The sequence below is a fragment of the Pseudomonas sp. Sample_11 genome (assembly GCF_004307505.1).
GTDB classification, from domain to species: Bacteria; Pseudomonadota; Gammaproteobacteria; order Pseudomonadales; family Pseudomonadaceae; genus Aquipseudomonas; species Aquipseudomonas atacamensis.
Map to the genome: position 1 here is coordinate 343,411 of NZ_RCOD01000049.1, position 14,286 is coordinate 357,696.

Here is a 14,286-nt window from a genome sequence, read left to right on the forward strand (position 1 = left end):
GCTCGCTTTGCTATGGTTGTCGAGTGCCTTCGACAACGAATGGTCATGAAGTTGTCATGACCGTGCGGATTTTACGGAAAAACTGGAGAAGAAAATGAAAAGCTTTTTGTCACGTGCAGCGTTGGCCGGTGTGCTGATGGGTGTTTCGGTGCTGGCCAGTGCGGCGACACCGGCGCCGAAGGATGCTGAAGTGTTCATCGTTTCTCCCGAGGACGGCGCCACCGTCTCGCAGGAATTCAAGGTCAAGTTCGGCGTCAAGAACATCGCGCTGGCCCCGGCGGGTGACACCACCAAGAACACCGGCCACCATCATCTGCTGATCGACGTCGATGATTTGCCGGCCGAAGGCGCGCCGATCCCGACTGACGCGCACCACATGCATTTCGGCAAGGCGCAGACCGAAGCCACGATCAAACTGGCCCCGGGCAAACACACCTTGCAACTGATCCTCGGCGACAGCGGCCACATGCCGTTCGACCCATCGATCGTTTCGGAAAAAATCACGGTCAACGTGAAATAAAAAAAGGGAGCCCTGCGGGGCTCCCTTTTTTAATTCAGCTTCAAGTGGCTAGCTGCAAGCGGCAAGGTAAAGCAAAAGCGCTGTTCACTTGCCGCTAGTAGCTTGAAGCTTGCCGCTGCTTCTTCAGAAGAGAACACGGCTACGGATAGTGCCGTTGACGTGTTGCAGTTTCTCTTGCGCCAGCTCCGAGTATTCGGCGTCGACGTCGATCACCACGTAACCGACTTTCTCGTTGGTCTGCAGGAACTGACCGGAGATGTTGATGCCGTTTTCGGCGAAAACCTTGTTGATCTCGCTCATCACACCCGGGATGTTCTCGTGGATGTGCAGCAGGCGGTGCTTGCCAGGGTGAGCCGGCAGGGCCACTTCCGGGAAGTTGACCGACGACACCGAAGTACCGTTGTCGCTGTACTTGACCAGTTTTTCCGCCACTTCCAGACCGATGTTGGCTTGCGCTTCGGCGGTCGAGCCACCGATGTGCGGGGTCAGGATCACGTTGTCGAGGCCACGCAGCGGGCTTTCGAACTCTTCGTCGTTGGAGCGGGGCTCCACCGGGAAAACGTCGATGGCCGCGCCGATCAGGTGCTTGTCCTTGATCGCGTCCGCCAGGGCGTCGAGCTCAACCACGGTACCGCGCGCGGCGTTGATCAGGATGCCGCCCTTTTTGATGGCGCGGATTTCCTTCTCGCCGATCATCCACTGAGTGGCGGCGGTTTCCGGGACGTGCAGGGTGACGATGTCAGACATGCCCAGCAGCTCGTGCAGGTTGTTGACCTGCGTGGCGTTGCCCAGCGGCAGCTTGGTCACTGTGTCATAGAAGAACACTTGCATGCCCAGACCTTCAGCCAGCACCGACAGCTGCGTACCGATCGAGCCGTAGCCGACGATGCCCAGCTTCTTGCCACGGATCTCGAACGAGTTGGCGGCGGACTTGATCCAGCCGCCACGGTGGCAGGATGCATTCTTCTCAGGGATGCCGCGCAGCAGCAGGATCGCTTCGGCCAGTACCAGCTCGGCTACGGAACGGGTGTTGGAGTACGGCGCGTTGAACACGGCGATACCGCGCTCGCGGGCCGCGCTGAGGTCAACCTGGTTGGTACCGATGCAGAAACAGCCGACCGCGACCAGTTTCTTCGCGTGATCGAAGATCTCTTCGGTCAGTTGCGTGCGCGAGCGAATGCCGATGAAGTGAGCGTCAGCAATCTTTTCCTTGAGCTGGGCTTCCGGCAAGGAACCAGTCAGGTATTCGATGCTGGTGTAGCCCGCCGCCTTGAGGACGTCGACAGCCGATTGGTGGACGCCTTCGAGAAGAAGGAACTTGATCTTGCTCTTATCGAGAGAAGTCTTGCTCATCTGCGTAAACCTGTATCCCGGAGAAAAATGGCAGGGAGGGAGCAGCCTGGAGCTGACCCGCACGGCAACAAAGCCGTCACCGCAGATCTGGCCTTGGGCACTGTCCTGCGGGGTCGGTATGCTAGCATAGCCACCCCGCTAAACACTCATTCCTGCGACGTGAAGCGTTCTCAGGATGACCATGAATTGTTCGAGAGTTCTGTCGATGACCAATCCTGCGCTGATTGATGAACTGAAGACCCTGGTTGAGCCTGGCAAAGTCCTCACTGACGCCGACTCCCTGAACACTTACGGCAAGGATTGGACCAAGCACTTCGCCCCGGCGCCGAGCGCCATCGTGTTTCCCAAGACCATCGAGCAAGTGCAGGCCGTGGTGCGTTGGGCCAATACCCACAAAATTGCGCTGGTGCCATCCGGCGGGCGCACCGGGCTGTCCGCCGCAGCAGTGGCGGCCAATGGCGAAGTGGTGGTTTCGTTCGATTACATGAACCAGATTCTCGACGTCAACCTCACCGACCGCACCGCCGTCTGCCAGCCGGGTGTGGTCACTGAGCATCTGCAGAACGTCGCCGAGGAAAACGGCCTTTACTATCCGGTCGACTTCGCCTCGGCGGGTTCCAGTCAGATTGGCGGCAATATCGGCACCAATGCCGGCGGGATCAAAGTGATTCGCTACGGCATGACCCGCAACTGGGTGGCCGGCATGAAAGTCGTCACCGGCAAGGGCGACGTGCTCGAGCTGAACAAGGACCTGATCAAGAACGCTACCGGTTACGACCTGCGTCAGCTGTTCATCGGCGCCGAAGGTACGCTCGGTTTCGTCGTCGAAGCGACCATGCGCCTCGATCGCGCGCCGAAAAACCTCACCGCCATGGTCCTCGGCACCGCCGATTTCGATTCGATCATGCCGGTGCTGCACGCCTTCCAGGGCAAACTCGACCTGACCGCGTTCGAATTCTTCTCCGACAAGGCCCTGGCCAAGGTCATGGGCCGTGGTGACGTGCCGAAGCCGTTCGAGACCGAGTGCCCGTTCTATGCCCTGCTGGAATTCGAAGCGACCACCGAAGAGGTGGCCAACAGCGCGCTGGAAACCTTCGAACACTGCGTAGAACAGGGCTGGGTGCTCGACGGCGTGATGAGCCAGAGCGAAACCCAGCTGCACAATCTGTGGAAGCTGCGCGAGTACATCTCCGAAACCATTTCCCACTGGACGCCGTACAAGAACGACATCTCGGTTACCGTCTCGAAAGTGCCGGCGTTCCTGCGCGAAATCGACGCGATCGTTGGCGAGCACTACCCGGATTTCGAAATCGTCTGGTTCGGCCACATCGGCGACGGCAATCTGCACCTGAACATCCTCAAGCCGGAAAACCTGAGCAAGGACGAGTTCTTCGCCAAGTGCGCCACCGTCAACAAGTGGGTGTTCGAAACCGTCGAGAAGTACAACGGCTCGATCTCGGCCGAGCACGGCGTCGGTATGACCAAGCGTGATTACCTGACCTACAGCCGCTCGCCGGCCGAGATCGAGTACATGAAAGCGGTCAAGGCAGTGTTCGACCCGAACGGCATCATGAACCCGGGCAAGATTTTCCCGGTTTGATCGGTAATCTCTGTTGAATCAATAAAGGCAGGAGTCGGTAAATGAGCTATCAGCACCAGTACGTCGACGGCACGCGCATTCACTTCCCGATCGGGAAAGTCGTGTGCATTGGCCGCAATTACGCCGAGCACGCCAAGGAACTGGACAATCCGGTGCCGACCGAGCCGCTGCTGTTCATCAAGCCGGGCAGTTGCGTGGTGCCGCTGGAAGGCGGGTTCAGCATTCCGACCGAGCGTGGTTCGGTGCACTACGAAGCGGAAATCGCCGTGTTGATCGGCAAGCCCCTGTCGACCAAGCCGAGCCGTGAAGAAGTCCTCGATGCGATCTCCGGCTTCGCCCCGGCGCTGGACCTGACCCTGCGCGACAAGCAGGCCGAGCTGAAAGCCAAGGGCCTGCCGTGGGAAATCGCCAAGTCGTTCGACGGCGCGGCGGTGATCGCGCCGTTCGTGGTCGGCAGCACCTTCGCTGACCTGACCGACATCGGCATCCGCCTGACCATCAACGGCGAAGTGCGCCAGGACGGCAACAGCAGCGCGATGCTCAACCCGATCGTGCCGATGATCCAGCACATGGCCGGCTGCTTCTCGCTGCAAGCCGGCGACGTGATCCTCACCGGCACGCCAGTGGGCGTCGGCCCGCTGAACGTCGGCGATGAAATCGTCCTCGAACTGCCGGGGGCGAGCAGCTTCAGCAGCAGCGTGCGCTAACCGCAGAACCCCTTGCAGGGGGTGAGCTTTGTGGTGAGGGGGTTTAGCGAAACGTCGCACCGCCCCGTTGGCGCGCGAAGCGGGCCCCTCTTGATCTTAAAGAGGGGCCTGCTGCGCAGTCCAACGGGGATAAATCCCCTCGCCACAAGGGCCATTCCATATCTGTAATGTGTTGCTGCTGGCAAATGCACACGGCAATCCCGCCATTTGCCGTTTTTTTCACATCCTCTCTGGATAATTTCCGCGATTCTGGCGTCTCAGCCGGCCTCTTTGTGCTATTACCCTTGGCCTGAATTAACGGAACGCATCCCTTGATGGCATCTTCAACTCAGCAAAAAACCACCTGCCGTTCGCGCTTCGTCCTCCGCTGGTATGTCTGGCTGTTGCTGGTCATCGCCGCAGCCTATGGGCTGGCGTTCGCCATGCATTGGGATGATCGCGGCGTGCTGTGGGTGCTGGAGCGCTTCGAGAGCAAGGCAGAGCAGAAGGAGAGCGTGTGGCTGCCGGATTATCAGGTGGTGATCGATGCCAAGCCGCTGCCGGGCATGGAGAAGGACGAAGCTTCGGATCTGGCCTACAACCCGCAGACCAGGACCCTGTTTGCGGTGATGGGCAAGAATGCCTTCCTGGTCGAGCTGACGCTTCAGGGCGACGTTTTGCGCAAGATGCCGTTGGTGGGCTGGAGCAATCCGGAAGGCTTGACGGTCATGGAAAACGGTTTGCTGGCCATTGTCGATGAGCGTGAGCATACGTTGTCGATCGTTAAGGTCGATGCCGCGACCCGTGAGCTGAACATCGCCGATTTCCCCAAATACGACCTCGGGCCGTCGAAAGATCAGAACAAGGCTTTTGAGGCCATCACGTGGGATCCGCGCAATCAGCGACTTATTCTGGGGGAGGAACGCCCCCCGGCGCTGTTCACGTGGAAAAGCGATGGCGGCCAGACCCTGCAGGGCGACAAGCAGAAACTGGCCAGCGATCAGCTGGATCTGCGCAACCTGTCGGCGCTGGCTGTCGATCCGCGCACTGGCCATCTGCTGGTGTTGTCCGCCGATTCGCACCTGTTGCTGGAACTGGACGAAGCCGGCAAGCAAGTCAGCTTCATGACATTGCTCGGCAATTTCAACGGTCTGAAAGACACCATCCCCCGCGCCGAAGGCATGACCATGGATGAGGAAGGCACGCTGTACATGGTCAGCGAACCGAACCTGTTCTACCGATTCGAAAAACATCGGTAATGCTTTCCCTGTAGGAGCCGCCGCAGGCTGCGATCTTTTGATCTTGCCTTTCAAAAGCAAGATCAAGAGATCGCAGCCTTCGGCAGCTCCACGGGTTGGCTTGTGGTCTGGGGCAAGTGGCCATTAAGCTTCAGTTCAGACAGGCGTGATATTTCATCGGCCTGTCATGAATCCGAGCCTGCCTGAATGCGTCGACTTGCCCGTCCCAAACCGCTGATCCTCGTCCTGTTGATGATTGTCCTGATCGCGTTGATCGCGATCGGCCAATACCTGCGCCTGTTCGAGCGCGCCTGGTTCAACCTGCACACGCTGTGGCAACCGTTGAGCAGCGAGGCGATCGGCCTGGATCAATATCGGGTGACCATCGAAGCGCGGCCGATCGAGGGGCTCGACGATGACGTCTCGGCGCTGACCTACGATCCGGTGCGCAAAAGTCTGTTCACCGTGACCAACAAGAATTCCGAACTGATCGAGTTGTCGCTGGAAGGCAAGATTCTGCGGCGCATCGCTCTGGTCGGGTTTGGCGATCCGGAAGCCGTCGAGTACATCAGTGCCGACACCTACGTGATCACCGACGAGCGCCAGCAACGGCTGATAAAGATCCACCTCGAGGCCGACACCACTTTTCTCGATGCCGAAGATGCCGAGCAAATGACCCTCGGCGTGCACATGTCCGGCAACAAGGGTTTCGAAGGGCTGGCTTACGATTCAGTGGGCAAGCGGCTGTTCGTGGCGAAAGAACGCGACCCGATGCTGATCTACGAGGTCCACGGTTTTCCGCATTTCAAACCGGACAAGACCTACGCGGTGCACGTGATCAACAACCCCAAGCGCGATGCCGGGATGTTCGTGCGTGATCTGTCGAGTCTGCAGTACGACGAACGCAGCGGGCACTTGCTGGCACTGTCGGACGAGTCGCGGTTGATTATCGAACTGGATGTCGACGGGCGCCCCTTGAGCACCATGTCGATCAGCGGCGGGCGTCAGGGTTTGCAGAAAACCGTGCCGCAGGCGGAGGGAATTGCAATGGATGATGACGGCACGTTGTACCTGGTGAGCGAGCCGAATCTGTTTTACGTATTCAAGAAACCGGCACAGCCCTAACCAACACCTCACAACACTGTGGGAGCTGGCTTGCCAGCGATGAGGCCATCACTTTCAACATCATTGTTGACTGACAGGCCGCTATCGCTGGCAAGCCAGCTCCCACAGGTATTTCATTTGCCCACACCAATGTGGGCAGTCCGGCTTACTCAGCCTTGAGGGTTTTCACACCCTCACTCGTGCCCAGCAACAACAGATCCGCCGGGCGCGCGGCGAACAGGCCGTTGGTGACCACGCCGACGATGGCATTGATCTGCGCTTCCAGCTCCACCGGGTTGGTGATCTGCAGGTTGAACACGTCGAGGATGATGTTGCCGTTGTCGGTCAATACGCCTTCGCGGTAGACCGGGTCGCCACCGAGTTTCACCAGTTGGCGGGCTACGTGGCTGCGGGCCATCGGGATGACTTCCACCGGCAGCGGGAACTCGCCGAGTACCGGCACCAGTTTGCTGGCGTCGGCGATGCAGATGAAGGTCTTGGCCACGGCGGCGACAATCTTCTCGCGGGTCAGGGCGGCGCCGCCGCCCTTGATCAGGTTCAGGTGCGCATCGCTTTCATCGGCGCCGTCGACGTAGAACTCCAGATCGCTGACGGTATTCAGCTCATACACCGGAATTCCATGGCCCTTGAGGCGCGCGGCGGTGGCTTCGGAGCTGGCGACCGCGCCATCGAACGCGCCCTTGTGCTGGGCGAGGGCATCGATGAAGCAATTGGCGGTGGAGCCGGTGCCGACGCCGACGATGCTCTTGTCGTCGAGTTTCGGCAGGATGAAGTCGACAGCGGCCTGGGCCACGGCCTGTTTGAGTTGATCCTGGGTCATGCGGGCTCCGGAAGCGGGCAAGGGTTGGGCAGAATGGCCGGCATTATAGGCCTCGCGGTCGTGAAGGTCATTGTCCTGTTGGCAGATCAAAAGATCGCAGCCTTCGGCAGCTCCTACAGGGGAATGCGTTCCAAAGTGTAGGAGCTGCCGAAGGCTGCGATCTTTTTGCGCGCATAAAACCTCTGGATCCGTGTGGTCGTGCGCCCGAAAGCCGGGTTAGACTCCTTGGCCCTGCCCAACCCGCTCAGTGATGCTTTCCGATGCTCGAACAGTACGTCAAAAAGATCCTCACCTCGCGCGTTTATGACGTTGCCGTAGAAACCCCGCTGCAGAACGCTCGCCAGCTCTCCGAGCGGCTGGGCAACGACATCTGGCTCAAGCGCGAAGACTTGCAGCCGGTGTTTTCGTTCAAGATTCGCGGCGCCTACAACAAGCTGACGCAACTGAGCGACGAAGAGCGCGCCCGTGGCGTGGTCACCGCGTCGGCGGGCAATCATGCGCAGGGTCTGGCTCTGGCGGCGAAAGTGTTGGGCGTCAAAGCCACCATCGTCATGCCCAAGACCACCCCGGAAATCAAAGTCGAAGGCGTGCGTTCACGCGGCGGCAAAGTGGTGCTGCACGGCGACTCGTTCCCGGAAGCGCTGGCCTATTCGCTGAAACTGGTCGATGAAAAAGGCTACGTCTACATCCACCCGTACGATGATCCGCACACCATTGCCGGGCAGGGCACCGTGGCCATGGAAATCCTGCGTCAGCACCCGCAGCCGCTGGATGCGATTTTCGTCCCGGTCGGCGGTGGCGGCCTGATCGCCGGTATCGCGGCCTACGTGAAATACCTGCGTCCGGACATCAAGGTGATTGGCGTCGAACCGGACGATTCCAACTGCCTGCAAGCCGCGATGGCAGCGGGCGAGCGCGTGGTTCTGCCGACTGTCGGCATCTTCGCCGACGGCGTGGCGGTGGCGCAGATCGGCCAGTACACCTTCGAAATCTGCAAGGATTACGTCGATGAAGTGATTACTGTCAGCACCGACGAGATCTGCGCAGCAATCAAGGATATCTACGACGATACCCGCTCGATCACCGAACCTGCCGGCGCGCTGGGCGTGGCCGGGATCAAGAAGTATGTTGAGCAGCGTGGCGTCAGCGGCCAGACTTTCGTCGCCATCGACTCCGGCGCCAACGTCAACTTCGACCGCCTGCGCCACGTCGCCGAACGCGCCGAACTGGGCGAAGGTCGCGAGGCGATCATCGCCGTGACCATTCCGGAAAAGGCCGGCAGCTTCAAGGCGTTCTGCGAAGCCATCGGCAAGCGCCAGATCACTGAATTCAATTACCGCTACAACACCGGCAGCGAAGCGCACATCTTCGTCGGCGTGCAGACCCACCCGGACAACGACCCGCGCAGCGCCTTGCTGGCGAGCCTGACCGAGCAGGGTTTTCCGGTTATCGACCTGACCGACAACGAACTGGCCAAGCTGCACATCCGCCACATGGTCGGCGGCCGCGCGGCACAGGTGGTCGATGAAGTGGTGCTGCGCTTCGAATTCCCGGAGCGCCCGGGCGCGCTGTTCAACTTCCTCAACAAGCTCGGCGGGCGCTGGAATATCTCGATGTTCCACTACCGCAACCACGGCGCAGCGGACGGCCGCGTGGTCGCCGGCCTGCAAGTGCCCCATGACGAACGTCATCTGGTGCCGGCGGCACTGGCGGAAATCGGCTACCCGTATTGGGATGAAAGCGACAACCCGGCCTATCAGCTGTTTCTTGGCTGAGCGGCTACGCTGATGGGCATGGATCTACGGAAGAGAACGACATGGAAACCCTGACCACCCTGAAAGTCCTCCACGTCGCTGCGACCGTGGTCATCCTCGCGAGCGGGCTGGTGCTCGCCGCCCTGACCTGGCGTAATCGCAGCGAAGGCCCGGCCAGTACGATGCGCCGTCCGTGGCTGTTCATCTGGTGCCTGATGCTGATCGGCATGCTCAGCATGCCTTTCACCGGCTGGTGGTTGGTGCACCTGGTGGGCTGGCCATTGGGCCAATTGTGGATTCTGGGTTCCAGCGTGATCTATGCCGTGGCCACGCTCAGCGCGGTCTGGCTGCTGGTCCGGCTGGATCGGCTGTGGACAAGCGGGGTGGGCAATCGCAAGTTCAATCTGGCCCTGGCGATTGTCAGCGGCGTCGGATTTGTCACCATAGCGGCGTTGATGGGGGCCAAGCCGGTTTAAGGCTTGAGACCGCGTTGACCCCCATCGCTGGCAAGCCAGCTCCCACAGGGGTATTCAGTGAACACAGATTAAGTGGACACTGAGAACCCTGTGGGAGCTGGCTTGCCAGCGATAGCAATCTCAGTCGCGCAACGAAATCACCGGCCAGCCACGCTTCTCGGCTTCGGCCCGCAGATTCGGATCAGGATCCACCGCCACCGGATTCGCCACCTGTTCCAGCAGCGGCAGATCATTCATCGAATCGCTATAGAAATAGCTGTCCTCAAGCGAATGCCCGGTCTCTTCCAGCCACCGATTCAGGCGCGTGACCTTGCCTTCACGGAAACACGGAATGTCGGTGCTGCGCCCGCTGTAGCGGCCGTCGATCATTTCGCATTCGGTGGCAATCAGGGTTTCCACGCCCAGGCGCACGGCGATCGGCGCGGTGACGAAACGGTTGGTGGCGGTGATGATCACCAGTTTGTCGCCGGCATCGCGGTGCTTCTTCAGCAGCTCCAGTGCCTTGGGCAGCACGATCGGCTCGATGCAGTCGCGCATGTAATCGCTGTGCCAGGCGTCGAGCACGGCCATTTCGGTGCGGCCGAGAATTTCCAGGCAGAAGTTCAGGTAGGCGGCGTTGTCGAGCTTGCCGGCCAGGTAATCCTGATAGAACTCGTCGTTGCGCGCCTTGTAGGCGATCGGGTCGAGGAAGCCGCGCTCGCACAGATAATCGCCCCAAGCGTGATCGCTGTCGCCGCCCAGAAGGGTGTTGTCCAAATCGAATAAAGCCAGGCGCATTGCAGTTACCCGCTGAAAAGTCAGTAAAAAGGCGACAAGAATACGGTCTTTTCACAAGAGTGCACATAAGGTAGGAACCTTCGTTGCCGCCTGATCAAGCTTTGTGGAACAATGCGGCGACATGCGTTTGCGAGGTTGTTGCCGTGATCGACCCCGATGGTTTCCGCCCCAATGTCGGGATCATTCTGACGAATGACGCCGGCCAGGTGCTATGGGCTCGCCGTATCAATCAGGACGCCTGGCAGTTTCCGCAAGGGGGGATCAACCCCGAGGAGACGCCGGAAGACGCCTTGTACCGCGAGCTGAACGAAGAAGTTGGCCTGGAACGTGAAGATGTTGAAATACTGGCCTGTACCCGAGGCTGGTTGCGCTATCGTTTGCCGCAACGCCTGGTGCGTACCCACAGCCAACCGCTGTGCATCGGCCAGAAACAGAAATGGTTTCTCCTGCGCCTGATCTCCAACGAGCAGCGGGTGCGGATGGATCTGACCGGTAAACCGGAGTTCGATGGCTGGCGCTGGGTCAGCTATTGGTATCCGTTGGGCCAGGTGGTGACATTCAAGCGCGAGGTGTATCGACGCGCTCTCAAAGAGCTTGCCCCGCGCCTTTTAGCGCGCGACTGACGACGGAGTTCGACCCCGAGCCATGCTCAATACGCTGCGCAAGATCGTCCAGGAAGTTAACTCCGCCAAGGATCTCAAGGCGGCGTTGGGGATTATTGTGTTGCGCGTCAAAGAGGCCATGGGCAGCCAGGTCTGCTCGGTCTACCTGCTTGATCCGGAAACCAATCGCTTCGTCCTGATGGCCACCGAGGGCTTGAACAAGCGCTCGATCGGCAAGGTCAGCATGGCCCCCAACGAGGGTCTGGTCGGTCTGGTCGGCACGCGTGAAGAACCCCTGAACCTGGAAAACGCGTCGGTTCACCCGCGCTATCGCTATTTCGCCGAAACCGGTGAAGAGCGTTACGCTTCGTTCCTCGGTGCACCGATCATCCACCACCGCCGCGTCGTCGGCGTGTTGGTCATCCAGCAGAAAGAACGCCGCCAGTTCGACGAAGGTGAAGAAGCCTTCCTCGTGACCATGAGCGCGCAGCTCGCCGGCGTAATCGCCCACGCCGAGGCCACCGGTTCGATCCGTGGTCTGGGCCGGCAGGGCAAGGGCATTCAGGAAGCCAAGTTCGTCGGCGTGCCGGGTTCGCCGGGTGCTGCCGTCGGTACCGCCGTGGTCATGCTGCCGCCGGCGGACCTGGACGTGGTGCCGGACAAGACCATCACCGACATCAACGCTGAGCTGGCGCTGTTCAAGACCGCCATCGAAGGCGTGCGCGCCGACATGCGCGCCTTGTCCGCCAAACTGGCGACCCAGCTGCGCCCGGAAGAGCGCGCGCTGTTCGACGTCTACCTGATGATGCTCGACGATGCCTCGCTGGGCAGCGAAATCACCACGGTGATCAAGACGGGGCAGTGGGCTCAGGGCGCGCTGCGTCAGGTGGTCACTGAGCACGTCAACCGTTTCGAACTGATGGACGACGCCTACCTGCGCGAGCGCGCCTCGGACGTCAAAGACCTTGGCCGCCGCTTGCTCGCCTATCTGCAGGAAGAGCGCCAGCAGAACCTGGTCTACCCGGAAAAAACCATTCTGGTCAGCGAAGAGCTGACGCCGGCGATGCTCGGCGAGGTGCCGGAAGGCACGCTGGTCGGTCTGGTTTCGGTACTCGGTTCCGGTAACTCCCACGTCGCGATTCTGGCCCGGGCCATGGGCATTCCGACGGTGATGGGCCTGGTCGACCTGCCATACGCCAAGGTCGACGGTATCGAAATGATCGTCGACGGCACCCGTGGCGAGGTCTACACCAACCCCAGCGAAGTGCTGCGCAAGCAGTTCGCCGAAGTCGTCGAAGAAGAGAAACAACTGGCGCTGGGCCTCGACACCCTGCGCGACCTGCCGTGCGTGACCCTCGATGGCCACCGCATGCCACTGTGGGTCAATACCGGCCTGCTCGCCGATGTGGCGCGGGCGCAGAAGCGTGGCGCCGAAGGAGTCGGCCTGTACCGCACCGAAGTGCCGTTCATGATCAACCAGCGCTTCCCGAGCGAGAAGGAACAGCTGGCGATCTACCGCGAACAGCTCGCCGCGTTCCACCCGCAACCGGTGACCATGCGCAGCCTCGACATCGGCGGTGACAAATCGCTGTCGTACTTCCCGATCAAGGAGGACAACCCGTTCCTCGGCTGGCGCGGCATTCGCGTGACCCTCGACCACCCGGAAATCTTCCTCGTGCAGACGCGTGCGATGCTCAAGGCCAGCGAAGGCTTGAACAACCTGCGGATTCTGCTGCCGATGATCTCCGGCACCCACGAACTCGAAGAAGCCCTGCACCTGATCCACCGTGCCTGGGGCGAAGTGCGCGACGAAGGCACCGACGTGCCGATGCCGCCGATCGGCGTGATGATCGAAATCCCGGCAGCGGTGTACCAGACCAAGGAACTGGCGCGGATGGTCGACTTCCTCTCCGTTGGCTCCAACGACCTGACCCAGTACCTGCTGGCGGTAGACCGCAACAACCCGCGCGTCGCCGACCTCTACGACTATCTGCACCCGGCGGTGCTGCAAGCCCTGCAAACCGTGGTCACTGACGCCCATGCCGAAGGCAAACCGGTGAGTATCTGCGGCGAGATGGCCGGGGATCCAGCGGCGGCGGTGCTGTTGATGGCGATGGGCTTCGACAGCCTGTCGATGAACGCCACCAACCTGCCGAAGGTGAAGTGGATGTTGCGTCAGGTGAACCTGAGCAAGGCGCAGGAGATGCTGGCGGAACTGATGAAGATCGATAACCCGCAGGTTATCCACAGCTCGCTGCAACTGGCGCTGAAGAATCTCGGGTTGGCGAAAATGAATTCGCCGGTGGTGACCAAGGCTCTCTAAAGATCAAAAGCCCCTCACCCTAGCCCTCCCGAAACGTCGGACCGCCCAGAGGGAGAGGGGGCTGATTGGGGGATGCTGCAGAACTCCGTCGACCTGTAAGTGCTTTGCTGAATCCATAATCGACTCGATCTTTCAGGTCGATGTATACCGCAAGACACCTCGGTCGGCCCCCTCTCCCTCCGGGAGAGGGCTGGGGTGAGGGGCTGCTGCTAGACACAAACCTCAACTTCCCCGAGATGCCCACCATACGGCCCAAAGCTGCGCTCTACCATCCGCCGCGTGCCGTCTGCCTGCACGATCAACGCTGTGCTCGCCCGGGTGCCATAACTCTGGCTGGCAATAAACACGCTCGACAACAACGCTTCCGTCGCCATGCCCACTCCCGTATCCGGCAACTCCGCCTCGGGTGCGGTCTGCGCATCGCTCAGCAAGGCCAGCAATCGCTCAGGCTGCGGATCGTCCAGCACCGCGCTCAACGCCGCCCTGGCCTTGAGCAGTTTCGGCCACGGCGTATCCAGCCCCGCGTTGGATAACCCATAAACTCCAGGCTGCAACATCACCGGCTCTGACGCTCGTGCATTGAAATGCCACAGCTCATGGGCATTGCCCAGCAGCAGATTGAAGCCAGCGTATTCGCCCGCACGGCCCACCACATCGCTCAAATAATCATCAATCGACAGATCGTCTGCAAGAAAGCGCGCCACCAATTCGCCCCGAGATTTGGTTGCCGGTGGCTGTTGCGGATCGCGGATGTTGGTCAGCGCGGCGAAGCGTCCGTTGGCGCCGATCCCCAGCCACGTGCCGCCAGCTTCAAGATCACGCCCGGCATGCACATGCGGCGCCTCGGGCCACGGCGCCAATGGCAGGCTGGGGCGGGCGTAGAACTCGTCGCGGTTGGCCGCGACGATCAGCGGCTGGGCATGGCCCGGGCGCCAGGCGAAAACAATCAGGCACATAAGGTGGTCCTTGTGTGTTTTTTGCCCACTCTACGCATCCGGCGTCCGTGCATCCA

13 protein-coding genes are annotated in these 14,286 nt (G+C 60.6%); 9 read left to right on the forward strand and 4 right to left on the reverse strand.

Annotation, left to right across the window (positions count from 1 at the left end; genetic code table 11):
* The first annotated feature begins 94 nt into the window (after positions 1–94).
* Positions 95–520 (forward strand): DUF4399 domain-containing protein, encoded by a 426-nt coding sequence (locus tag D8U60_RS14330; protein WP_024014708.1) that lies wholly within the window; start codon positions 95–97, stop codon positions 518–520.
* A 123-nt stretch (positions 521–643) separates the two neighbouring features.
* On the opposite strand, the gene serA is transcribed toward D8U60_RS14330, so the two are convergent.
* Entirely contained in the window at positions 644–1,873 is a 1,230-nt protein-coding gene (gene serA / locus D8U60_RS14335; RefSeq protein WP_024014707.1) for a phosphoglycerate dehydrogenase, read from the reverse strand.
* A 205-nt stretch (positions 1,874–2,078) separates the two neighbouring features.
* Between serA and D8U60_RS14345 the strand changes: the two genes are divergently transcribed.
* The 4 genes from D8U60_RS14345 to D8U60_RS14365 all read left to right on the forward strand — a co-directional run bounded on the left by D8U60_RS14345 (position 2,079) and on the right by D8U60_RS14365 (position 6,522).
* Positions 2,079–3,473: an FAD-binding oxidoreductase gene (locus D8U60_RS14345; RefSeq protein ID WP_130900341.1), complete on the forward strand. Its 1,395-nt coding sequence runs from the start codon at positions 2,079–2,081 to the stop codon at positions 3,471–3,473.
* Between the two features lie 41 nt (positions 3,474–3,514).
* Complete coding sequence (locus D8U60_RS14350; RefSeq protein ID WP_024014705.1) at positions 3,515–4,180, forward strand: fumarylacetoacetate hydrolase family protein; 666 nt, start codon at positions 3,515–3,517, stop codon at positions 4,178–4,180.
* Positions 4,181–4,494: 314 nt separating this feature from the next.
* Positions 4,495–5,418 (forward strand): SdiA-regulated domain-containing protein, encoded by a 924-nt coding sequence (locus D8U60_RS14355; RefSeq protein WP_130900342.1) that lies wholly within the window; start codon positions 4,495–4,497, stop codon positions 5,416–5,418.
* 186 nt (positions 5,419–5,604) lie between these two features.
* Positions 5,605–6,522, forward strand: coding sequence for an SdiA-regulated domain-containing protein (locus tag D8U60_RS14365; protein ID WP_130900343.1), 918 nt, complete (start codon positions 5,605–5,607; stop codon positions 6,520–6,522).
* A gap of 145 nt (positions 6,523–6,667) precedes the next feature.
* On the opposite strand, the gene rpiA is transcribed toward D8U60_RS14365, so the two are convergent.
* Positions 6,668–7,342, reverse strand: a complete 675-nt coding sequence (gene rpiA / locus D8U60_RS14370; protein WP_007913886.1) for a ribose-5-phosphate isomerase RpiA — start codon at positions 7,340–7,342, stop codon at positions 6,668–6,670.
* Positions 7,343–7,602: 260 nt separating this feature from the next.
* On the opposite strand from rpiA, the gene ilvA reads away from it, so the two are divergent.
* Both ilvA and D8U60_RS14380 read left to right on the forward strand, forming a co-directional pair.
* Positions 7,603–9,117: a threonine ammonia-lyase, biosynthetic gene (ilvA, locus tag D8U60_RS14375; RefSeq protein ID WP_071172186.1), complete on the forward strand. Its 1,515-nt coding sequence runs from the start codon at positions 7,603–7,605 to the stop codon at positions 9,115–9,117.
* Positions 9,118–9,158: 41 nt separating this feature from the next.
* Positions 9,159–9,572, forward strand: coding sequence for a DUF2269 family protein (locus D8U60_RS14380; protein WP_130900344.1), 414 nt, complete (start codon positions 9,159–9,161; stop codon positions 9,570–9,572).
* 120 nt (positions 9,573–9,692) lie between these two features.
* Here the strand turns inward: D8U60_RS14380 and D8U60_RS14385 are convergent, their stop codons facing one another.
* Positions 9,693–10,349 carry an HAD family hydrolase gene (locus tag D8U60_RS14385; protein ID WP_130900345.1) on the reverse strand — a complete coding sequence of 219 codons (657 nt, stop codon included), beginning with the start codon at positions 10,347–10,349 and terminating at the stop codon, positions 9,693–9,695.
* Positions 10,350–10,492: 143 nt separating this feature from the next.
* On the opposite strand from D8U60_RS14385, the gene D8U60_RS14390 reads away from it, so the two are divergent.
* Positions 10,493–10,972: an RNA pyrophosphohydrolase gene (locus D8U60_RS14390; RefSeq protein WP_003229203.1), complete on the forward strand. Its 480-nt coding sequence runs from the start codon at positions 10,493–10,495 to the stop codon at positions 10,970–10,972.
* 22 nt (positions 10,973–10,994) lie between these two features.
* The gene (ptsP, locus tag D8U60_RS14395) at positions 10,995–13,274 is read left to right on the forward strand and encodes a phosphoenolpyruvate--protein phosphotransferase (protein WP_024014698.1); all 2,280 of its coding nucleotides are present in this window, start codon (positions 10,995–10,997) and stop codon (positions 13,272–13,274) included.
* Between the two features lie 209 nt (positions 13,275–13,483).
* Here ptsP and D8U60_RS14400 read toward each other — a convergent pair whose 3' ends face one another.
* Positions 13,484–14,230, reverse strand: coding sequence for an NRDE family protein (locus D8U60_RS14400; protein WP_122603393.1), 747 nt, complete (start codon positions 14,228–14,230; stop codon positions 13,484–13,486).
* Positions 14,231–14,286 lie beyond the last annotated feature (56 nt).